The following is a 20,829-nucleotide window of genomic DNA, read 5'->3' on the forward strand; positions in this document are numbered from 1 at the left end:
TCCTGTGCTGTGTGCCTGCCGACAAGCGTAGGCCGCTTCGCGCACGGCTGCGTTTCGCCGGAAGCAGCCGGCCACGGTGGCCCTAACGTTGTGCGGTGGGGGCGCAGCACCGTAGGGTGGACAACGTTTTCCTTGTCCGCCATCGCGCCGGCACGGTGCGCTGCTGGATCGATGAAGCGCGATCCACCCTACGGCAGGCCCGGCGTTCAGGTCCGGGTCAGGGTCTGCACGCCGGTCGGAGTGCCGAGCAGCAGCAGGTCGGCCGGGCGCGCGGCGAACAGGCCGTTGGTGACCACGCCGACGATGGCATTGATGTCGGCTTCCAGCTTCACCGCATCAAGAATGTGCAGGTTGTGCACATCGAGAATCACGTTGCCGTTGTCGGTCAATACACCCTCGCGGTACACCGGGTCGCCGCCCAGCTTGACCAGCTGACGCGCCACATGGCTGCGCGCCATGGGAATCACCTCCACCGGCAGCGGGAAGTTGCCCAGCACCGGCACGCGCTTGCTGGCGTCGGCGATGCAGATGAAGGTGCGCGCCACGGCAGCGACGATCTTCTCGCGGGTCAGCGCCGCGCCGCCGCCCTTGATCAGCTCCAGGCGGTCGTTGGCCTCGTCGGCGCCATCGATGTAGAACTCCAGCTCGGCCACCGAATTGAGGTCGTACACCGGAATGCCATGATTCTTCAGGCGCTGGGCGGTGGCTTCCGAGCTGGCCACCGCGCCGTCGAAGTCCATCTTGTGGCGCGCCAGGGCGTCGATGAAGAAGTTGGCGGTGGAGCCGGTGCCCACGCCGATCACGCTGTTGCGTTCGAGGCGGGGAAGAATGTGATCGACAGCGGCCTGGGCCACGGCCTGCTTGAGCTGATCCTGGGTCATCGCGAGGTGCCTGGGGAGAGACGGGAGGGCGCGGATTATACCCCCAAGTCCACGGCGGGCGAGGAGCCGGCCGGCGCGGACGGTGCGCCCGACGAAGCGGAGGAGTAGACTTCCCGGCTCCCGCAACCGCCGCTCAAGACCGCCACGATGCTCGAACAGTACGTCAAGAAGATCCTCACCTCGCGCGTCTACGACGTCGCCGAGGAAACCCCTCTGCAACCCGCTCGCCAGCTGTCGGAACGCCTGGGCAACCAGATTCTGCTCAAGCGCGAAGACCTGCAGCCGGTGTACTCGTTCAAGATTCGTGGCGCCTACAACCGCATTGCGCAGCTCACCGAGGAAGAACGGGCGCGCGGCGTGGTCACCGCCTCGGCCGGCAACCATGCCCAGGGCGTGGCGCTGGCGGCGCGCCACCTGGGCATCAAGGCGACCATCGTCATGCCGCGCACCACGCCGGAGCTCAAGGTGCAGGGCGTGCGTGCGCGGGGCGGCAAGGTGGTGCTGCACGGCGACGCCTTCCCCGAGGCGCTGGCCCACTCGCTCAAGCTGGTGGAGGAAAAGGGCCTGGTCTACATCCACCCCTACGACGATCCAGAGGTGATCGCCGGCCAGGGCACCGTGGCCATGGAGATCCTGCGCCAGCAGCAGAACCAGCTGGACGCCATCTTCGTGCCGGTGGGCGGCGGCGGGCTGATCGCCGGCATCGCGGCCTATGTGAAGTACCTGCGCCCCGAGACCAAGGTGATCGGCGTCGAGCCGGAGGACTCCAACTGCCTGCAACAGGCGATGGCGGCCGGCGAACGGGTGGTGCTGCCGCAGGTGGGCCTGTTCGCCGACGGCGTGGCGGTGTCGCAGATCGGCGACTACTGCTTCGCGGTGTGCCGCCACTTCGTCGACGAGGTGATCACCGTCAGCACCGACGAGCTGTGCGCGGCGATCAAGGACATCTACGACGACACCCGCTCGATCACCGAACCGGCCGGCGCGCTGGGCGTGGCGGGCATCAAGAAGTACGTGGCCCGCGAAGGCGTGGCCGGGCAGGTGCTGGTGGCGGTCGATTCGGGCGCCAACATCAACTTCGACCGCCTGCGCCACGTGGCCGAACGCGCCGAGCTGGGCGAGAAGCGCGAGGCGATCATCGCGGTGACCATTCCCGAGCAGCCCGGCAGCTTCAAGCAGTTCTGCCAGGCGATCGGCAAGCGGCAGATCACCGAGTTCAACTACCGCTACAACAGTTCCAGCGAAGCGCACATCTTCGTCGGCGTGCAGACCCACCCCGAGCACGACCCGCGCGAGGCGCTGGTGGACGGCCTGCGCGAGAAAGGTTTCCCGGTGCTGGACCTGACCGACGACGAACTGGCCAAGCTGCACGTGCGGCACATGGTCGGCGGGCGCGCCAACGGCGTGCGCGGCGAGCGGGTGCTGCGCTTCGAGTTCCCCGAGCGGCCGGGCGCGCTGTTCAACTTCCTCAACAAGCTGGGCGGGCGCTGGAACATCAGCATGTTCCACTACCGCAACCACGGCGCCGCCGACGGCCGCGTGCTGGCCGGGCTGCAGGTGCCGGAAGAGGAGCTGCACCTGTTGCCGGCGGCGTTGGATGCCATCGGCTACCCCTACTGGGACGAAAGCGACAACCCGGCCTACCAGCTGTTCCTCGGCTGAGGCCGCCGACATGGCCGGCTGCGTGCCGGCCTGCACTGCCCTTGCCGCGCCAAGGGTGAATTGCGGCGCGCCACACAGTAGACTGTGCCGCTTCCCTTCCTGCACACGAGCCGGGTCGATGTCGTCTGTCTTTCCCGAAGATTCCGTGGGTCTGGTCGAGCCCCGTATTGCACATTTCGCCGAGCCGCTGGCCCTGGCCTGTGGACGCGAACTGGCCGACTACCAGCTGATCTACGAAACCTATGGCACGCTCAACGCCGCGCACAGCAATGCGGTGCTGATCTGCCACGCCCTGTCCGGCCATCACCATGCCGCCGGCTACCACAGCCCCGAAGACCGCAAGCCGGGCTGGTGGGACAGCTGCATCGGGCCGGGCAAGCCCATCGACACCAACCGCTTCTTCGTGGTGGCGCTCAACAACCTGGGCGGCTGCAACGGCTCCACCGGCCCGGCCAGCCTCAATCCGGCTACCGGCAAGCCCTACGGCGCCGATTTCCCGGTGGTCACCGTAGAGGACTGGGTGAACAGCCAGGCACGCCTGGCCGATCGGCTCGGCATCGAACAGTGGGCGGCGGTGGTCGGCGGCAGCCTCGGCGGCATGCAGGCGCTGCAATGGACCATGAGCTATCCCGAGCGCGTGCGCCACTGCCTGTGCATCGCTTCGGCGCCGCGCCTGTCGGCCGAGAACATCGCCTTCAACGAGGTGGCGCGTCAGTCGATCCTCACCGACCCGGATTTCCACGGCGGCCACTTCTACGAGCACGACGTGCTGCCCCGCCGCGGACTGCGCCTGGCGCGCATGGTCGGCCACATCACCTACCTGTCCGATGACGCGATGGGCGCCAAGTTCGGCCGCGAGCTGAAGACCGATCGCCTCAACTACGACTTCCACAGCGTGGAATTCCAGGTGGAAAGCTACCTGCGCTATCAGGGCGACGAGTTCTCCACCCGCTTCGACGCCAACACCTACCTGCTGATGACCAAGGCGCTGGACTACTTCGACCCGGCGGCCGCGCATGGCGGCGACCTGGCCAGGGCGTTGGCGGTGGCCAAGGCGGACTTCTGCCTGATGTCCTTCACCACCGACTGGCGCTTCTCCCCGGCCCGTTCGCGGGAGCTGGTGGACGCCCTGCTGGCGGCGCGCAAGAACGTCAGCTACGTGGAGATCGACGCGCCCCAGGGCCACGACTCCTTCCTGTTGCCGGTGCCGCGCTATCAGCAGGTGTTCAGCAGCTACATGAACCGCATTGCCATCTGAGGAAGTCCCCATGCGCGCCGATCTGGACATCATCCAGGAGTGGATTCCCGCCGGCAGCCGGGTGCTCGACCTCGGCTGCGGCACCGGAGAACTGCTGGCCTGGCTGCGTGACCACAAGCAGGTCACCGGCTACGGCCTGGAGATCGACCCGGACAACATCGCCCGCTGCGTCGAGCGTGGCGTCAATGTCATCGAACAGGACCTGGACAAGGGCCTGGGCAACTTCGCCACCGGCAGCTTCGACGTGGTGGTGATGACCCAGGCGCTGCAGGCCGTGCACTACCCGGACCGCATCCTCGACGAGATGCTGCGGGTGGGGAAGACCTGCATCGTCACCTTCCCCAACTTCGGCCACTGGCGCTGCCGCTGGTACCTCACCACCAAGGGCCGCATGCCGGTGTCCGAGTTCCTGCCGTACACCTGGTACAACACACCGAATATCCACTTCTGCACCTTCGAGGATTTCGAGCAGCTGTGCCGCGAGCGCCAGGCGCGGGTGCTCGAGCGCCTGGCTGTGGATCGCCAGCACCGCCACGATTGGGGCAGCCGCCTGTGGCCTAATCTGTTGGGTGAGATCGGCATCTACCGGCTCAGCAGCCCCGGCCTGCAGGATCACCCGGTCGCCCCCTGACCCCACGTTTCCGAGGAGACCTCACCATGCGCCGTCTATTCCTGTTGTTCTTCAGCCTCTGCCTGGCGCTGCCGGCCCTGGCCGAACGCAAGTACAGCTTCGATGACCTGGACGTACATTACAGCGCGTTCAACTCCAGCTTCCTGCAGCCGGAAATCGCCGCCGCCGCCGGGCTGACCCGTGCCGGCAACCGGGGCGTGCTGAACATCGCCGTACTCAAGGCCGGCAAGCCGATCACCGCCACCGTCAGCGGTCAGGTGCGCAACCTGATGGGCCAGATCACCAACCTCAGTTTCCGTCAGGTGCGCGAGGGCGAGGCGGTCTACTACCTGGCGCAATTCCCCATCGGCGAGGAAACCCTCAGCTTCACGGTCAACGTGCAGAGCGCCGGCGGGCCGCGCAACAGTTTCTCCTTCAACCAGGAATTCTTCCCCGATCGATGAGCCTCTTCAGCGAACTGGTGCTGGCCAGCCACAACGCCGGCAAACTCAAGGAACTGCAAGCCATGCTGGGCGCGCAGGTGCGGGTACGCTCTATCGGTGAGTTCTCCACGGTCGAGCCGGAGGAAACCGGCCTGTCGTTCGTCGAGAACGCCATCCTCAAGGCGCGCCATGCGGCGCGCATCAGCGGCCTGCCGGCGCTGGCCGACGACTCCGGCCTGGCGGTGGACGCCCTGGGCGGCGCGCCCGGCATCTACTCGGCGCGCTACGCCGGCGGCGCGGGCGACGCGGCCAACAACGCCAAGCTGCTCGAGGTCCTGCGCGACGTGCCGGACGAGCAGCGCACCGCCCAGTTCGTCTGTGCCCTGGCGCTGGTGCGGCATGCCGACGATCCGTTGCCGATCCTCTGCGAAGGTCTGTGGCACGGCAGCATCCTGCACGCGGCCCGTGGCGAGCACGGCTTCGGCTACGACCCGCTGTTCTGGGTGCCGGAGCGCGAATGCTCCAGCGCCGAGCTGCCGCCCGCGGAAAAGAACCAGCTCAGCCACCGGGCCCGCGCCATGGCGCAGCTGCGCGCGCGCCTGGGCCTATGAGCGGCACTGCGGACCACGCCAGCGGTTTCCGGCTGCCGCCGCTGGCGGCCTATGTGCACATCCCCTGGTGCGTGCGCAAATGCCCCTACTGCGACTTCAACTCCCACGCCGCCGGCCCGCAACTGCCGGAGCGTGAGTACGTGGACGCCGTGCTGGCCGAGCTTGGCCAGCGCCTGGACCAGGTCCATGGCCGCAAGCTTGTCTCGGTGTTCTTCGGCGGCGGCACGCCCAGCCTCTTCTCGCCCCAGGCGCTGGAACGCATCCTCGCCGGCCTGGAACGACGCGTGGGCTTCGCGCCGGACATCGAGATCACCCTGGAGGCCAACCCGGGCACCTTCGAGCAGGCCAAGTTCCGCGACTACCGCAGCCTGGGCATCAACCGGCTGTCCATCGGCGTGCAGAGTTTCCAGGCCGACAAGCTCAAGGCGCTGGGGCGCATCCACGATGGCGAGGAAGCCATCCGCGCCGCCGACATGGCGCGGGCGGCCGGCTTCGACAACTTCAACCTCGACCTCATGCACGGCCTGCCGGAGCAGAGCCTCGACGATGCCCTGCAAGACCTGCGCACCGCCATCGCCCAGCAGCCGACGCACCTTTCCTGGTACCAGCTGACCCTGGAGCCGAACACGGTGTTCTGGAGCCAGCCGCCACAGCTGCCCGAGGACGACATCCTCTGGGACATCCAGGAGGCCGGCCAGGCACTGCTCGCCGAGCATGGCTATGCCCAGTACGAGACCTCCGCCTACGCGCAGCCCGGCCGTCAGGCACGCCACAACCTCAACTACTGGACCTTCGGCGACTTCCTCGGCCTGGGCGCCGGTGCCCACGGCAAGCTCAGCGGGAGCGACGGGGTCATCCACCGCACCTGGAACACCCGCCTGCCCAAGGACTATCTGGACCCGGACAAGGCCTTCGAGGCCGGTCGCCGCGTGCTGGCGCCGGACGAACTGCCGTTCGAGTTCCTGATGAACGCCCTGCGCCTGACCCAGGGCGTGCCAGCGACGCTGTTCACCGAACGCACCGGCCTCGACCTCCGGGAGCTGAACGAAGCCCGCCGCGAAGCCGAGCGCCGCGGCCTGCTCAGCCCCGACGCCCAGCGCCTGGTGGCCACGGCACAGGGCCAGCTGTTCCTCAACGACCTGCTCCAGCTGTTCCTGCCGTAGCAGCCACTTCGCTAGCGCACCGAACCTGTAGGAGCGACGTCAGTCGCGAGCTTTGGGATGCGCGCGCGAAAAAGCATCGCGGCTGAAGCCGCGCCTAGAAAAGCGGGGCTCGAGACCGCTTGGCTTTCGGAGTGCGTTCCAGAGCGGTTATAAAGGCGCCTTCGTCATTCACGGAGCGGTAACCGATGGACATGTTTCTGGACCTGATCATCAGCCTGTCGCGCTGGTGTCGCGGCCACTTGAGCGAGATCGCCCTGGCCCTGCTGGCCACGTTGCTGGTGCTGTTCGGCCCGCACCTCAACGCCTGGCTGCAGCGCACCATCGGCGGGCTCAACTTCGTATTGCGCACACTGCTATTCGTGGTGTTCTGCGCCTTGGTCTACGGTTTCGGCCTGGTCTTCACCAGCCCCTGGCTGGCCCAGGGCCTGGCCTACTTCAACAACTACACGCTGGCGCCGGTGGTGCTGGTGGCCTTCCTGCTGCTGGGCGTGGCGGCGGACCGGCGATGAAACGAAAGCGGCGCACCGAAGTGCGCCGTTCCTTTTGCCCGCCCGGGGTCAGTTACCCAGGCGCAGGGCCTGAGCCGAGAAGTCGCGCGGCGTCAGGCGCACGCCGAAATCGTAGGGCGGCTCGTTGTTGTCCAGCCCGTCGACGAAGTAGCGGCCACCCTTGAAGTCGTACACGGTCTCCAGTGTGCTCAGGAACACCGGGACTTCGTAATAGGTGATCGGATGGGCTTCCTGCAGGCCGATCAGCTCGCCGGACTCGTCGTACAGGTCCACCGCCAGGATCTGCCAGCTGTCCTCGTCGATGTAGAAGCGCCGCTTGGCATAGGGGTGCTTGAAGCCGATACGCAGGTCGGCCTCGACCACCCAGACACGGTGCAGCTCGTAGCGCAGCAGCGCGGAGTTGACCGTCTTGGCGCCGAGGATCTCATCGTAGGGAATGCGCTGCTGGTGCACCTTGTAGCTGTTGTACGGCACGATCATCTCGCGCTTGCCCAGCAGCTTCCACTCGTAGCGGTCCGGCGCGCCGTTGTAGGCGTCCACCATGTCGGCGGTGGCCATGCCGTTGGTGTCCGGCTGCAGCGAGTCGTAGGCCAGCGACGGCAGGCGGCGCACGCGGCGCTCGCCGCGGTTGAAGCGCCAGGCCTTGCGGAGCGCCAGCACCTGGTCGAGGGTTTCCTGCACCACCAGCGCCGAGCCGGCCAGCTTGGCCGGCGCGGTGATCTTGTACTTGTAGTGGAACAGGGTGTTGTCCAGCTCGCCGGGGGTCATGCCTTCGCGGTTGTAGACGAAGTAGATTTCCCGGTCGAGCTTGAGCAGGTTGTAGCTGCCGTTGCTCAACACCGCCGCCTGGTTGGTCAGCATGCGCAGCTGCTCGCCCCGGTAGCGGGTGATGTGGTTCCAGATGGCTTCCAGGCCATTCTGCGGCAGCGGGAAGGGCACGCCGGCGGCAGCGCCCTCGATGCCGTTACCGCCGGAGATCAGCTTCGCCCGGGTGGCGTTCTGCCGCGTGGCGGTGTACAGCCGCTCCGGCACCGCCGCGCTGCGCCGGGTCGGGTAGACGCGCACGGCGTAGTCCGGGTAGAGGGTCAGCAAACGCTGCATCCCTTCCGGCAACCGGTCGCGGTGGTTGTTGAGGGTGTGCTTGTCGATGATCAGCAGCGGCTGGTCGCCCGCGTAGGGATCCGGATGGTGGCTGCCCGGCTGGTAGCCCGCCGGCGGCTGGGTGATGCCGCCAGTCCAGGCCGGAATGGTGCCTTCGGGGTTGCCAGCGCGTTCGGCACCCAGCGGTGTCAACTCCCGACCCAGACGCTCGGCCTGGGCCGGCGACACGGCGGCTTGCGCCTGCAGCACGCAGCAGGCCAATAACAGCATGGCAATAGGTTTCAACACAGTTCGCTCCCTGGCACATGGCGTGCCGTCCTGCGGGACGGCCAGGCGTGCCGTCGTCCATTGTTTGTCTGTGAGGAAAAATCAGCGCGCCGGTGCTTCCGGCGTTGTTGTTGTTTTCCGTCCTGCTGGAGGCCGTCTCAGGCGGTTCGCTGGAACTTCAGGTCCCAGACGCCATGGCCGAGGCGTTCGCCGCGCCGTTCGAACTTGGTCACCGGGCGCTCCTCCGGGCGTGGCACATAGCCAGCGTCGCCGGCGAGGTTGGCATATCCGGGGGCGGCGCTCAAGATTTCGAGCATGTGTTCCGCATAGGGTTGCCAATCAGTCGCCATATGCAGCACACCGCCGACCTTGAGCTTCTGGCGAACCAGTTCGGCGAAGGCCGGCTGCACGATGCGCCGCTTGTTGTGTCGCGCCTTGTGCCAGGGATCGGGGAAGAACAGCAGCACGCGGTCCAGGCTGGCGTCGGGAATGCAGGTGCGCAGCACCTCCAGCGCGTCGCAGCTGTACACGCGCACGTTGGTGAGGTTCTGCAGCAGCAGGCCGTTGAGCAGCGCGCCGACGCCGGGCCTGTGTACCTCGACGCCGATGAAGTCCTGCTCGGGGGCGGCGGCGGCCATCTCCAGCGTGGCCTGGCCCATGCCGAAACCGATCTCGAAGGTACGCGGCGCCTGGCGGCCGAACAACTGGTCGAGATCGAGCAGGCCGCCCTCGAGTTCCAGGCCGAATTTCGGCCAGCCCAGTTCCAGGCCGCGCTGCTGGCCGGTGGTCATGCGTCCGGCGCGCATCACGAAGCTCTTGATGGTGCGGCGGTGCTCGGGCGGGAGATCGGCGGTGTCAGTCATGGTGTTTCCGGCAGAGAAAAGAAGCGGGCCCGGGGCTCATCCCCGGGCGGGAACGGATCAGCGAAGCAGGCCTTCCAGGGGTGAGGAGGCGCTGGCGTAGAGTTTCTTCGGCATACGCCCGGCCAGGTAGGCGAGACGGCCGGCTTCCACGGCGTGCTTCATGGCCTGGGCCATCAGCACCGGGTGCTGGGCGTGAGCGATGGCGCTGTTGAGCAGCACGGCGGCGCAACCGAGCTCCATGGCGATGGTGGCGTCCGAGGCGGTGCCGACACCGGCGTCCACCAGCACGGGAACCGGCGACTCCTCCAGGATGATGCGCAGGTTGTACGGGTTGCAGATGCCCAGGCCACTGCCGATCAGGCCGGCCAGCGGCATCACCGCGATGCAGCCGATCTCGGCCAGCCGACGGGCGACGATGGGGTCGTCGCTGGTGTAGACCATCACGTCGAAGCCTTCCTTGACCAGCGTTTCGGCGGCGGCCAGGGTTTCAACCACGTTGGGGAACAGGGTCTTCTGGTCGGCCAGCACTTCCAGCTTCACCAGGTTGTGGCCATCCAACAGCTCGCGGGCCAGGCGGCAGGTGCGTACTGCTTCCTCGGCGGTGTAGCAGCCGGCAGTGTTGGGCAGGATGGTGTAGCGCTCGGGGCTGATCACATCCAGCAGGTTGGGTTCGCCGGGGTTCTGGCCGATGTTGGTGCGGCGCACCGCGACGGTGACGATCTCCGCGCCGGAGGCCTCGATGGCCTGGCGGGTTTCTTCCAGATCCTTGTACTTGCCGGTGCCCACCAGCAGGCGCGACTGGTAGGTGCGCCCGGCAAGGGTGAAGGGTTGGTCATGCGCGGCGAGGGTCATCGCGGGTTCCTCCAGGGGGACAGACGCCCGCGTCGTGCGCGGACGGTGATGGGACGAGCGGCCTGGCGGCGCGATCGCTAGCCGCCGCCAATGGCGTGGACGATTTCCAGGCGGTCGCCCTCCCGCAGGCGGGTGTCGGCGTGCAGGCTGCGCGGGACGATGTCGAGGTTGAGTTCGACGGCCACGCGGCGCTCGGTCAGGCCGAGCTCGGCCAGCAGGTCGGCGATGCTCAGGCCGTCGCGCGTATCGCGGGCTTCACCATTGAGATGGATGCGCATGGTCGTGTGCTGTCAGCGGGCAAGGGCCGGGCATTCTAGCCCGATCCCCGGCAGCGACCAAGCCGCCATCAGGCAGTGCGTCGCCAGGCGAGCAGACCCAGGCAAGCCCAGCCGATCAGGAACAACACGCCGCCCAGCGGGGTGACCAGGCCCAGTTTCAACCCGGCCAGGGTCATCAGGTACAGGCTGCCGGAAAAGAGCACAATACCCAGACTGAAGCACAGGCCGGTGGCGGCCAGCAGACGGCTGGTGCCGCGCGCGGCCAGCAACACCACGGCCAGCAACGCCAGGGCGTGGATCTGCTGGTAATGCACACCGGTCTGGAACACCTCCAGGTGGGCGGCGGTCAGACGCCCGCGCAGACCATGAGCGGCAAAGGCGCCCAGCGCCACGCCGGTGAAGCCGAAGAACGCCGCCAGGAACAGGTAGACGCGACCCATGAGCCAAACTCCTTGCCAGTCAGAGAATCAAAGGCGCCTATGATGCCTCGCCGACCCTCCAATTTCCCGCGTCTCGGGCGCGCTGGCGCAGTGCGGCGCTGGCTGCGGCGCCTGTTCCTGCTGGCGCTCGGCCTGCTGGGGCTGAGCGTGGCGCTGGTGCTGGTGTTTCGCTGGGTGCCGCCGCCGGGCACGGCACTGATGGTGGAACGCAAGATCGAGGCCTGGCGCGCGGGCGACACGCTGGACCTGCAACGCCAGTGGCAACCCTGGGAGCGCCTGCCGAACAACCTGAAGATGGCGGTGATCGCCGCCGAGGACCAGCGCTTCGCCGAGCACTGGGGTTTCGACCTGCCGGCGATTCGCGACGCCCTGCAACACAACCGGCGCGGCGGCAGCCTGCGTGGCGCCAGCACCCTCAGCCAGCAGGTGGCCAAGAACCTGTTCCTGTGGTCGGGGCGCAGCTGGGTGCGCAAGGGCCTGGAGGTGTGGTTCACCCTGCTGGTGGAAACGCTCTGGCCCAAGCAGCGCATCCTCGAGGTGTACCTGAACAGCGTGGAATGGGGGAACGGTGTGTTCGGTGCCGAGGCGGCTGCCCGGCACCATTTCCGGGTGTCGGCCGCCCGGCTCAGCGATCGCCAGGCCAGCCTGCTGGCGGCCACCCTGCCCAACCCGCGGCGCTGGAGCGCCGGCCGACCCAGCGCCTACATCGACCGGCGGGCCTTCTGGATTCGCCAGCAGATGCGCCAGCTGGGCGGTGCGGATTACCTGCTGCGCCTGTGAGCGGCGCGCAGGGTATTACTGACAAACGGCGCGGTACAGCGCGTCGTCGCGCTCCAGCTGCCGCAGCGCGCCCGCGCCCTGGCCGGTGATCGGCACCAGTTCGGCGGTATCGCAGTTGAGCAGGTGGGACTGGTGGTCCAGACGGTCCACATATTCCTTCTCGAAGCGGTAGAGGATGAACTGCCGAATGCGCTGTCCGTCCTGCTCGAGCTGCTGGATGTTGGTGGTGTCGACCACGGTCAGCCCGACGGTCAGTGGCACCAGGTAGGTCCAGGGGCGCAGGATCTGCTGTTCTTCCTCCTGCGCGACCACCACTGAGCCTGCGGGCAACTGGCTCTCCTTGTGCGCGGCCCAGTCGTATTCGTAGTTGATCTGGTAGGCCAGCATCCCAAAACCGGCCAGGGCCGGTACAAACCAGGCGGGCAGTCTGTTACGGCTCAGCCTGCGCAACAGGTAGGCGATGCCACCCGCGCCAAGGCCAGCCACTCCCAATGCAACCAAATGCCAAATCATAGGAATCCCCGAAATGAAGGCGGGCTTCCTTGTTGAAGGGAAGCCCGCCTGGATCAAACCGAACCGGGAACATGTCCCGGTTCGTCACGCCGTGTCAATCAGTGAGCAACAGCAGCGCCAGCACCCTTCGGGAAGCGAACGCTTTCCACCAGGTCCTGAACTTCCTTAGGCGGCGGAGCGGTCATGTACGCCACGGCGAAGGCCACGACGAAGTTGATGACCGCACCCACGCTACCGATGGACAGCGGGGAGATACCGAACAGCCAGTTGTCCGGAGTGTTCGGCAGGCTGTTGGTACCCGGGATGAAGAACCAGCCCAGGAACATGAAGATGTAGATCACGGTGAAGGCCAGACCGGCAACCATGCCCGAGATCGCGCCAACGCTGTTAATGCGACGGGAGAAGATACCCATCATCAGCATCGGGAAGATCGAGGACGCGGCGATACCGAAGGCCAGCGCCACCACCTGCGCGGCGAAGCCGGGCGGGTTGAGACCCAGGTAGGTCGCCACCAGGATCGCCACGGCCATCGAGATCCGCGCGGCGAGCATTTCACCCTTCTCGCTGATGTTCGGATTGATGATCGTCTTGATCAGGTCATGACTGATTGCCGAGGAGATGGCCAGCAGCAGACCGGCTGCGGTGGACAGTGCGGCAGCAATGGCGCCCGCGGCGATCAGGCCGATCACCCAGCCCGGCAGGTTGGCGATTTCCGGGTTGGCCAGTACGAGGATGTCGGAGTTCACGGTCAGCTCGTTGCCAGCCCAGCCACGGTCGCTGAAGTCAGCGGTCGGGTTGTAGTACTGGATGCGGCCGTCGTTGTTCTTGTCCTCGAATTTGATCAGACCGGTTTCTTCCCAGGTCTTCACCCACTGCGGACGCTCGGCGTATTCCAGTGCCGGCTGTTCAACACCCTGCGGGTACACGGTGGTGAGCAGGTTCAGGCGAGCCATGGAAGCCACGGCCGGAGCAGTGGTGTACAGCAGGGCGATGAACACCAGGGCCCAACCAGCGGAGGAACGGGCGTCAGCAACCTTCGGCACGGTGAAGAAGCGGATGATCACGTGCGGCAGACCGGCGGTACCGATCATCAGCGACAGGGTGAACAGCACCATGTTCAGCTTGTTGGACACGTCGGCGGTGTAGTCCTGGAAGCCCAGGTCACGTACCACTTCGTTCAGCTTCTGCAGCAGCGGCATACCGGACTCGGTGTGCTCGCCGAACATGCCGATCTGCGGGATCGGATTGCCGGTCAGCTGCAGGGAGATGAAGATGGCCGGGATGGTGTAGGCCAGGATCAGCACCACGTACTGGGCCACCTGGGTGTAGGTGATGCCCTTCATGCCGCCGATAACGGCGTAGACGAACACCACCGCCGAGGCGAGCCAGATACCGGTGCTGCTGCTCACTTCCAGGAAGCGGGCGAAGGCCACGCCGGCGCCGCTCATCTGACCGATCACGTAGGTGATGGAGGTCAGCAGCAGGGCGATGACCGCTACGAGGCGGGCACCCTTGCTGTAGAAGCGGTCACCCACGAAGTCCGGCACGGTGAACTTGCCGAACTTGCGCAGGTAAGGCGCCAGCAGCATGGCCAGCAGCACGTAGCCGCCGGTCCAGCCCATCAGGAACGAGGAGTTGACGTAGCCGACGGAGATCAGGCCGGCCATGGAGATGAAGGAGGCTGCGGACATCCAGTCCGCCGCGGTGGCCATGCCGTTGGGGATCGGCCCGACACCGCCGCCGGCGACGTAGAACTCCTTGGTGGAGCCCGCACGCGCCCAGAGCGCAATACCAATGTAGAGGACGAACGACGCCCCCACGAATAGCATGTTGATTGCAAATTGGCTCATTCCGGCTTACTCCTCGAGACCGAATTCTTTATCGAGTTTGTTCATCTTCCAGCGATAGAAGAAGATCAACGCAATAAAGACGTAGATCGAGCCTTGCTGAGCGAAGAAGAAGCCAAGATCGGCGCCACCGATCATGATGCCCGACAGCATGGGACGCAGGATGATGCCGAATCCGTAAGAACACAGGGCCCAGATAACCAGGCTTCCCAGGATGAGGCGGAGGTTAGCCGACCAATAGGCTTCGGCGTTTGACTTGTGATCTGCCATTTAATGTTCCTCACATTGTTGTTATTGGGGGGCAGGCAGCTACATCGTACAGAAGTCGGTTTTCGCGACGTCTACTACCTTAGTCTTGCCGTAAGCGCGCTACCACGCGGCTTTGCCGGCTCCGACCAAGGGTCGGACACGTCGTTCGACACCCTGACCGAAGGCAAAGGCGACCGCCTCCGGAGTCAAATTCAGGCAGTCCATCGGCTTTACGACCAACGGGAGCATTCCTTCGCTTTACTGGTCGCAGAAGCCCGTCGCGGAGTAACTGCCATGCCCTTCGATTCCGAGCACTTCGAGCGCTTGCTGCAACAGGCCCGCCAACAGGCCGACCAGGCCGCCGCGCAGGGCGACGCCCAGCTGCAGCACGCCGCCTTCCTCACTCTGCTGGAGGCCGTACGCCAGCTCGGCGCGGCCTCGGGCGACTGGCGACGCATGGTGGCGCGCGCCACCGAGGATTTTCAGCACGACGAGGGGATCTAGAAGGGCTTGGCGAAGGCTGGGACAGGCGCCGGTATGAAGCCGGCCCAATAGGGGCTCGCTCAGGCTTGTACGGCAGCGGCGGGATTGATCACCCGGCCCAGGCCCAGGTTGCGCAACGCCAGATTGAGGGTGCTGTTGATGACGTGCGGGTTGTCGATGCGCATCACCTCGTCCAGCAGCTCGCGGGCCTTGCTGGCGGTGATCTGGCGCAGCAACCACTTCACCTTGGGCAGGTTGGTGGCGTTCATCGACAGGCTATCGAAGCCCATGGCCAGCAGCAGCACCGCCGCCAGCGGGTTGCCGGCCATTTCGCCGCAGATGCTCACCGACTTGCCCTCCGCATGGGTGCCGTCGACCACCTGGCGCAGCGCCTGCAGCACCGCCGGGTGCAGGAAGTCGTAGAGGTCGGCCACCCGCGGGTTGTTGCGGTCCACCGCCAGCAGATACTGGGTCAGGTCGTTGGAACCGACCGAGATGAAATCGACCTGGCTGGCCAGCTCGCGGATCTGGTACACCGCCGCCGGAATCTCGATCATCACGCCCAGCGGCGGCATGGGCACGTTGACGCCCTCGTCGCGCACCTCGCTCCAGGCGCGATGGATCAGGTGCAGCGATTCCTCCAGTTCCAGCACGCCGGAAATCATCGGCAGCAGAATGCGCAGGTTCTCCAGGCCCTCGCTGGCCTTGAGCATGGCGCGCACCTGCACCAGGAAGATTTCCGGATGGTCGAGGGTGACGCGGATGCCGCGCCAGCCGAGGAAGGGGTTCTGTTCCTTGATCGGGAAATAGGACAGCGACTTGTCGCCGCCGATGTCCAGGGTACGCATGGTCACCGGCTGCGGGTGGAAGGCAGCCAGCTGCTCGCGGTAGATGGCCGCCTGCTCCTTCTCGCTGGGGAAGCGCTCGTTGCTCATGAACGGCACTTCGGTGCGGTACAGGCCGACGCCTTCGGCGCCGCGCTGCTGGGCGCGCGCCACGTCGGCGAACAGGCCGGTGTTGACCCACAGCGGCATGCGCTGGCCGTCCAGGGTCACGCAGGGCAGGCTGCGCAGCGACTCCAGGCCCTGGGTCAGCTGGCGCTCCTCCTCCACCACTTCGCCGTACTGCTTGCGCAGCACCGCGCCGGGGTTGGTGAACACTTCGCCGTGGTAGCCGTCGACTATCATCTCGATGCCGTCGACCTTGGCATACGGCAGGTCGACTGCGCCGACCACGGTGGGAATGCCCATGGCACGCGCCAGAATCGCCACATGGGAGTTGCCCGAGCCCTGCACGGACACCAGGCCGACCAGCTTGCCCTCCGGCACTTCGCCGAGCATCGCCGGGGTCAGCTCCTCGCTGACGAGGATGGTGTTGTCGTGATAGACGAGGGTCTGCTGACGCTCCTGCTGCAGGTGGGCCAGCAGCCGGCGCCCCAGATCACGCACGTCCGAGGCGCGCTCGCTCAGGTAGGGGTCGCCCATCTGCTCGAAGCGATCGACGTGCGCGCGAATGACCTGACTCAGCGCGCCCTGTGCCCACTGACCACCCTTGATCAGCTGCACCACGTCCTTACTGAGCGCGGCGTCGTCGAGCATCATCAGGTAGACATCGAACAGTGCCCGCTCGTCGGGGCGCAGTTGGTTGGCCAGCTTCGCCGAAAGGGTCTGCAATTCCTCACGCACCGCGGCCAGGGCGGTCTGGTAGCGCTTGAGTTCGGCCTCGACGTCCTCGGCCGGACGGTCCGGCACCACGTCCAGGTCCGCCGGCGGCAGCACCACCACCGCAGTGCCGATGGCCGCGCCAGGCGCGCCGGCAATGCCGACGAAGCGTGCTTCCTGGATGCCCTTGCCCTGGCGGCCCAGGCCGCGAATTGAGCCGGTGGCCTCGGCATGGGCGATCACCCCGGCCAGTTGTGCGCTCATGGTCACCAGAAACGCTTCCTCGCCCTCATCGAACTGACGGCGTTCCTTCTGCTGCACCACCAGCACGCCCATCACCCGTCGGTGGTGGATGATCGGCGCGCCGAGGAAGGAGGCGTAGCGCTCCTCGCCGGTTTCGGCGAAGTAGCGGTAGCGCGGGTGTTCGGAGGCATGCTCGAGGTTCAGCGGCTCCTCGCGGCTGCCCACCAGACCGACCAGGCCCTCGTTGGGCGACATGCTGACCTTGCCGATGGCGCGCTTGTTGAGGCCTTCGGTGGCCATCAGCACGTAGCGGTTGGTCTCGGGATCGAGCAGGTAGACCGAGCAGACCTGGCTGCCCATGGCCTCCTTCACACGCTGCACGATGATGCCCAAGGCCGCCTTGAGGTCTTTGGCGGCATTCACTTCCTGGACGATCTTGCGCAGCGTATTCAGCATGCTGGTGGGCTCTCCGTGTCAGTCCCGCGCGGGCAGGCGCGGGGCCAGCTCTTTCAAGGCGCGACGGTAGACCTCGCGCTTGAAGGTGACCACCTGTCCCAGTGGGTACCAGTAACTGACCCAGCGCCAGCCGTCGAACTCCGGCTTGCCTGTCAGATCCATGCGTACCCGCGTTTCGTCACTGAGCAGGCGCAGCAGGAACCACTTCTGCTTCTGGCCGATGCACAGCGGCTGGCTGTGGGTGCGCACCAGGCGTTGCGGCAGCCGGTAGCGCAGCCAACCCCGGGTGCAGGCCAGGATGCGGACATCCTCCGGCTCCAGGCCGACCTCTTCGTTGAGTTCCCGGTACAGCGCCTGTTCCGGGGTTTCCTGGTGATTGATGCCACCCTGGGGAAACTGCCAGGCGTCCTGGTTGATGCGGCGCGCCCATAGCACCTGACCGACATCATTGGTCAGAATGATGCCGACATTCGGGCGGAAACCATCGGAGTCGATCACCTGGGATCACCTCGCCAATCAAGTGGCGGCATTGTTCCATAAAACCGAAGAGCCCTGAAAGCAAAGCCTTGGCTCTGTCACCGTTTCGTTGGCGCCGCGTTCGACGCCGCTCGGCGCACGGGTTGCGGGGTGGCCGTGCATCCCTTCAGTGTGGCGAGCGGACCCGCTATGCTCTGCAGCCTTTTTGCTCCCGTACCGAGGTGATTCGTGGCCCTGGCTCTTTTCGATCTGGACAACACGCTGCTGGCCGGCGACAGCGACCATGCCTGGGGCGAGTTCCTCTGCCGGCGCGGCCTGGTGGAAGTCGACAGCTACCGTGCCCGGAACGATGCCTTCTATCAGGATTACCTGGATGGCTGCCTCGACGTGCAAGCCTATCAGGACTTCTGCCAGGAACTCCTCGGCCGCAGCGAGATGGCCCAGCTCGCATCCTGGCATCGCGAGTTCATGGCCGAGTTCATCGAGCCGATCGTCCTGGCCAAGGGTGAGGCGCTGCTGCGTCGCCACCAGGAAGCGGGCGACCGGGTGGTAATCATCACCGCCACCAACCGTTTCATCACCGGGCCAATTGCCGCCCGGCTGGGCGTGGAGACCCTGCTGGCCACCGAGTGCGGCATGGAGGATGGCCGCTACATCGGCCGCAGCGTCGACGTTCCCTGCTTCCAGGAAGGCAAGGTGGTGCGCCTGGAGCGGTGGCTGGCGGAGAACGGGCTGGATCTGCAGGGCAGCTGGTTCTACAGCGACTCGCGCAACGACCTGCCGCTGCTGCTCCGGGTGAGCAACCCGGTGGCGGTGGACCCGGACGCCGTGCTACGCGCCGAGGCCGAGGCCCGCGGCTGGCCGGTGATCTCGCTGCGCTGAGACCCCAAGCCTGTGGGGCGGTCAGCGTCGCCCTGGTCGCCGTGCTTGCGACGGAAGTCAGCCTGGAACAGGGCTTCTGCCTACGGCCGTACCGCCATCAGTCCCAAGATCACCACCTGCAGCACCAGCGCCGCCACAGCCGAACCGAAGGCGACCGGCAGAGCGTGCGCCGCCTGCGCGGCGCCATTGCCCAGCGCCCACAAGCGTGTCGCCAACAGCAGCCAGGCGATGCCGGCCAGCAGATACAAACAGGCGCCGGCCAGCACCCAGGTTTCGCCGAACGGCACCGCCTGCAGGTGCAACAGCCACCAGGCCACTACGGGCGCCGCCAGCACGAGGAACAGCAAAGCCGGTGGCGCCAGGCGCAACCGCCGGGCCCGCCCGGCCCAGCGAGGCCAGGTGTCGGCGCGCCAGCGCTGCCAGAGCAACGCAGCGAGCGCGCCGGTCAGCGCCAGCAACGAGAGCGCCAGCAGGCCCAGCAGTATCTGCAAGCTCAGCACGGTGTCCATGGTCTTCCCCCTGTCGACGGCAGGAGTCTAGACCGAGAGTCGCCGGTGGCTCAGTCGGCCTTGCCCTGCACCTCTTGCTGCATGCGCTTGAGACCCATGTGGCGCACATCGGTGCCGCGCACCAGATAGATCACCAGCTCGGCGATGTTGCGCGCGTGGTCGCCGATGCGCTCCAGCGAGCGCAGCGCCCAGATGATGCTGAGCACCCGGGAAATGGAGCGCGGGTCTTCCATCATGTAGGTGGCCAGCTCGCGCAGCGCGGTCTTGTACTCACGGTCCACGGTCTTGTCGTACTGCGCCACCGACAGCGCCAACTCGGCGTCGAAGCGCGCAAAGGCGTCCAGCGCGTCGCGCACCATGCGCCGTACCTGATCGCCGATGTGGCGCACCTCGACATAGCCGCGCGGCGCGGAGCCTTCCTCGCAGAGCTCGATGGCGCGGCGGGCGATCTTCGAGGCCTCGTCGCCGATGCGCTCCAGGTCGATCACCGACTTGGAGATGCTGATCACCAGACGCAGGTCCGAGGCCGCCGGCTGGCGACGGGCGAGGATGCGCAGGCACGCCTCGTCGATGTCGCGCTCCATCTGGTTGGTCTGGTCGTCCACGTCGCGCACCTGCTGGGCCAAGCCGGAATCGGCCTCGATCAGCGCGATGACCGCATCGTTGACCTGCTTCTCCACCAGGCCGCCCATGGCCAGCAGGTGGCTGCGCACTTCCTCCAGCTCGGCGTTGAACTGCTGGGAAATGTGCTGGGTGTGGCTGTCTTTGTTGATCATGTTCTAACCCTTGCGAACTGTTTTCTCTCGCCGGACAGGCCGGCCCTTGGCAAATCGTGTTGCGCCAGGAGGCGGCGCGCAGACAGTACAAACGAGTACGGCAAGCGCCGCCGACAACGCGCAGCGCGATTTGCCATGGCCGGCTAGCCGTAGCGGCCGGTGATGTAGTCCTCCGTCTGCTTCTGCGCCGGGTTGGTGAACAGGGTATCGGTGTCGCCGTATTCGATCAGCTTGCCCATGTACATGAACGCGGTGTAGTCGGAAACCCGCGCCGCCTGCTGCATGTTGTGGGTGACGATGACGATGGTGTACCGGGATTTCAGCTCGTAGATCAGCTCCTCCACCTTGAGGGTGGAGATCGGGTCCAGCGCCGAGCAGGGTTCGTCGAGCAGCAGGACTTCCGGCGACACGGCGATGGTGCGGGCGATCACCAGACGCTGCTGCTGACCGCCGGACAGGCCCAGCGCGGACTCATGCAGGCGGTCCTTGACCTCGTCCCACAGCGCGGCGCCCTTGAGCGCCCATTCCACGGCTTCGTCCAGCGTGCGCTTCTTGTTGATGCCCTGGATGCGCAGGCCGTAGACCACGTTCTCGTAGATGCTCTTGGGGAACGGGTTGGGCTTCTGGAACACCATGCCGACGCGGCGGCGCAGCTCGGCCACGTCCTCGCCCTTGCGGTAGATGTTCTGGCCGTCGAGACGGATCTCGCCGTCCACGCGGCAACCGTCCACCAGGTCGTTCATGCGGTTGAAGCAGCGCAGCAGGGTCGACTTGCCGCAGCCGGACGGGCCGATGAAGGCGGTCACGCGCTGCTTGGGGATGTTCATGCTGACGTTGTGCAGCGCCTGCTTCTGGCCGTAGAACAGGTTCAGGCCGGGCACTTCCAGGGCCACGGTCTCGTCGGCCAGCGACAGGCTCTGCTTGTTGCGGCCCAGGGCGGCGAGATCGATGCCGTGGGTATGGGATTCGGATTGCATAGGCTCACTCCGTTCGAAACTGCTCGGCGGCAGGCCGA

General features: G+C 66.3%; 24 protein-coding genes. 10 read left to right on the forward strand and 14 right to left on the reverse strand.

Features of this window, described 5'->3' with window-relative positions:
* Positions 1 to 206: 206 nt before the first annotated feature.
* Positions 207 to 881 (reverse strand): ribose-5-phosphate isomerase RpiA, encoded by a 675-nt coding sequence (gene rpiA / locus AS93_RS0108380; RefSeq protein WP_027590200.1) that lies wholly within the window; start codon positions 879 to 881, stop codon positions 207 to 209.
* 147 nt (positions 882 to 1,028) lie between these two features.
* Between rpiA and ilvA the strand changes: the two genes are divergently transcribed.
* The 7 genes from ilvA (at position 1,029) to AS93_RS0108415 (ending at position 7,137) form a co-directional block, all read left to right on the forward strand.
* On the forward strand, positions 1,029 to 2,543 hold the full coding sequence (gene ilvA, locus AS93_RS0108385) for a threonine ammonia-lyase, biosynthetic (RefSeq protein WP_027590201.1): 1,515 nt from the start codon (positions 1,029 to 1,031) through the stop codon (positions 2,541 to 2,543).
* 118 nt (positions 2,544 to 2,661) lie between these two features.
* On the forward strand, positions 2,662 to 3,801 hold the full coding sequence (locus tag AS93_RS0108390; protein WP_027590202.1) for a homoserine O-acetyltransferase: 1,140 nt from the start codon (positions 2,662 to 2,664) through the stop codon (positions 3,799 to 3,801).
* A gap of 10 nt (positions 3,802 to 3,811) precedes the next feature.
* On the forward strand, positions 3,812 to 4,432 hold the full coding sequence (gene metW, locus AS93_RS0108395; RefSeq protein WP_027590203.1) for a methionine biosynthesis protein MetW: 621 nt from the start codon (positions 3,812 to 3,814) through the stop codon (positions 4,430 to 4,432).
* Positions 4,433 to 4,458: 26 nt separating this feature from the next.
* The gene (locus AS93_RS0108400) at positions 4,459 to 4,875 is read left to right on the forward strand and encodes a DUF4426 domain-containing protein (RefSeq protein WP_027590204.1); all 417 of its coding nucleotides are present in this window, start codon (positions 4,459 to 4,461) and stop codon (positions 4,873 to 4,875) included.
* Positions 4,872 to 5,465 carry an RdgB/HAM1 family non-canonical purine NTP pyrophosphatase gene (gene rdgB, locus AS93_RS0108405; RefSeq protein ID WP_027590205.1) on the forward strand — a complete coding sequence of 198 codons (594 nt, stop codon included), beginning with the start codon at positions 4,872 to 4,874 and terminating at the stop codon, positions 5,463 to 5,465. The genes AS93_RS0108400 and rdgB overlap by 4 nt, the downstream gene beginning before the upstream one ends.
* Complete coding sequence (gene hemW / locus AS93_RS0108410; protein WP_027590206.1) at positions 5,462 to 6,628, forward strand: radical SAM family heme chaperone HemW; 1,167 nt, start codon at positions 5,462 to 5,464, stop codon at positions 6,626 to 6,628. Before rdgB ends, hemW begins: the two co-directional genes overlap by 4 nt.
* A 185-nt stretch (positions 6,629 to 6,813) precedes the next feature.
* Positions 6,814 to 7,137, forward strand: a complete 324-nt coding sequence (locus AS93_RS0108415; RefSeq protein WP_027590207.1) for a DUF3392 family protein — start codon at positions 6,814 to 6,816, stop codon at positions 7,135 to 7,137.
* Positions 7,138 to 7,185: 48 nt separating this feature from the next.
* On the opposite strand, the gene AS93_RS0108420 is transcribed toward AS93_RS0108415, so the two are convergent.
* The 5 genes from AS93_RS0108420 to AS93_RS0108440 all read right to left on the reverse strand — a co-directional run bounded on the left by AS93_RS0108420 (position 7,186) and on the right by AS93_RS0108440 (position 10,938).
* Positions 7,186 to 8,526: a DUF1329 domain-containing protein gene (locus AS93_RS0108420; RefSeq protein ID WP_027590208.1), complete on the reverse strand. Its 1,341-nt coding sequence runs from the start codon at positions 8,524 to 8,526 to the stop codon at positions 7,186 to 7,188.
* Between the two features lie 137 nt (positions 8,527 to 8,663).
* Positions 8,664 to 9,368 carry a tRNA (guanosine(46)-N7)-methyltransferase TrmB gene (gene trmB / locus AS93_RS0108425; protein WP_027590209.1) on the reverse strand — a complete coding sequence of 235 codons (705 nt, stop codon included), beginning with the start codon at positions 9,366 to 9,368 and terminating at the stop codon, positions 8,664 to 8,666.
* 57 nt (positions 9,369 to 9,425) lie between these two features.
* Positions 9,426 to 10,220: a thiazole synthase gene (locus AS93_RS0108430; protein WP_027590210.1), complete on the reverse strand. Its 795-nt coding sequence runs from the start codon at positions 10,218 to 10,220 to the stop codon at positions 9,426 to 9,428.
* Positions 10,221 to 10,297: 77 nt separating this feature from the next.
* The gene (gene thiS, locus AS93_RS0108435) at positions 10,298 to 10,498 is read right to left on the reverse strand and encodes a sulfur carrier protein ThiS (RefSeq protein WP_027590211.1); all 201 of its coding nucleotides are present in this window, start codon (positions 10,496 to 10,498) and stop codon (positions 10,298 to 10,300) included.
* A 68-nt stretch (positions 10,499 to 10,566) separates the two neighbouring features.
* Entirely contained in the window at positions 10,567 to 10,938 is a 372-nt protein-coding gene (locus AS93_RS0108440) for a DUF423 domain-containing protein (RefSeq protein ID WP_027590212.1), read from the reverse strand.
* A 42-nt stretch (positions 10,939 to 10,980) separates the two neighbouring features.
* Here AS93_RS0108440 and mtgA point away from each other — a divergent pair, with 42 nt between their 5' ends.
* Complete coding sequence (gene mtgA / locus AS93_RS0108445; RefSeq protein ID WP_051587395.1) at positions 10,981 to 11,718, forward strand: monofunctional biosynthetic peptidoglycan transglycosylase; 738 nt, start codon at positions 10,981 to 10,983, stop codon at positions 11,716 to 11,718.
* A gap of 15 nt (positions 11,719 to 11,733) precedes the next feature.
* On the opposite strand, the gene AS93_RS0108450 is transcribed toward mtgA, so the two are convergent.
* The 3 genes from AS93_RS0108450 to AS93_RS0108460 all read right to left on the reverse strand — a co-directional run bounded on the left by AS93_RS0108450 (position 11,734) and on the right by AS93_RS0108460 (position 14,348).
* Positions 11,734 to 12,105: a hypothetical protein gene (locus AS93_RS0108450; RefSeq protein WP_211253774.1), complete on the reverse strand. Its 372-nt coding sequence runs from the start codon at positions 12,103 to 12,105 to the stop codon at positions 11,734 to 11,736.
* 224 nt (positions 12,106 to 12,329) lie between these two features.
* A complete protein-coding gene (locus AS93_RS0108455) occupies positions 12,330 to 14,081 on the reverse strand; it encodes a sodium:solute symporter family protein (protein ID WP_027590215.1) in 1,752 nt (583 codons plus the stop codon).
* A gap of 6 nt (positions 14,082 to 14,087) precedes the next feature.
* Positions 14,088 to 14,348 carry a DUF4212 domain-containing protein gene (locus AS93_RS0108460; protein ID WP_027590216.1) on the reverse strand — a complete coding sequence of 87 codons (261 nt, stop codon included), beginning with the start codon at positions 14,346 to 14,348 and terminating at the stop codon, positions 14,088 to 14,090.
* A gap of 273 nt (positions 14,349 to 14,621) precedes the next feature.
* Here AS93_RS0108460 and AS93_RS0108465 point away from each other — a divergent pair, with 273 nt between their 5' ends.
* Positions 14,622 to 14,831, forward strand: a complete 210-nt coding sequence (locus tag AS93_RS0108465) for a hypothetical protein (RefSeq protein ID WP_027590217.1) — start codon at positions 14,622 to 14,624, stop codon at positions 14,829 to 14,831.
* A gap of 59 nt (positions 14,832 to 14,890) precedes the next feature.
* Here the strand turns inward: AS93_RS0108465 and ptsP are convergent, their stop codons facing one another.
* On the reverse strand, positions 14,891 to 17,170 hold the full coding sequence (gene ptsP / locus AS93_RS0108470; RefSeq protein ID WP_027590218.1) for a phosphoenolpyruvate--protein phosphotransferase: 2,280 nt from the start codon (positions 17,168 to 17,170) through the stop codon (positions 14,891 to 14,893).
* Between the two features lie 18 nt (positions 17,171 to 17,188).
* Complete coding sequence (locus AS93_RS0108475; protein WP_027590219.1) at positions 17,189 to 17,668, reverse strand: RNA pyrophosphohydrolase; 480 nt, start codon at positions 17,666 to 17,668, stop codon at positions 17,189 to 17,191.
* Between the two features lie 207 nt (positions 17,669 to 17,875).
* Between AS93_RS0108475 and AS93_RS0108480 the strand changes: the two genes are divergently transcribed.
* Positions 17,876 to 18,529, forward strand: a complete 654-nt coding sequence (locus tag AS93_RS0108480) for an HAD family hydrolase (protein WP_027590220.1) — start codon at positions 17,876 to 17,878, stop codon at positions 18,527 to 18,529.
* Positions 18,530 to 18,609: 80 nt separating this feature from the next.
* On the opposite strand, the gene AS93_RS18985 is transcribed toward AS93_RS0108480, so the two are convergent.
* The 3 genes from AS93_RS18985 to pstB form a co-directional block, all read right to left on the reverse strand.
* Positions 18,610 to 19,038 (reverse strand): DUF2269 family protein, encoded by a 429-nt coding sequence (locus AS93_RS18985; protein ID WP_051587396.1) that lies wholly within the window; start codon positions 19,036 to 19,038, stop codon positions 18,610 to 18,612.
* Between the two features lie 50 nt (positions 19,039 to 19,088).
* Entirely contained in the window at positions 19,089 to 19,814 is a 726-nt protein-coding gene (gene phoU / locus AS93_RS0108490; RefSeq protein ID WP_027590221.1) for a phosphate signaling complex protein PhoU, read from the reverse strand.
* Between the two features lie 143 nt (positions 19,815 to 19,957).
* Positions 19,958 to 20,791 (reverse strand): phosphate ABC transporter ATP-binding protein PstB, encoded by an 834-nt coding sequence (pstB, locus tag AS93_RS0108495; RefSeq protein WP_027590222.1) that lies wholly within the window; start codon positions 20,789 to 20,791, stop codon positions 19,958 to 19,960.
* Positions 20,792 to 20,829: the final 38 nt, after the last annotated feature.

Origin of the sequence: Pseudomonas sp. RL, from assembly GCF_000647775.1 — a bacterium.
Lineage (GTDB): Bacteria > Pseudomonadota > Gammaproteobacteria > Pseudomonadales > Pseudomonadaceae > Serpens > Serpens flexibilis.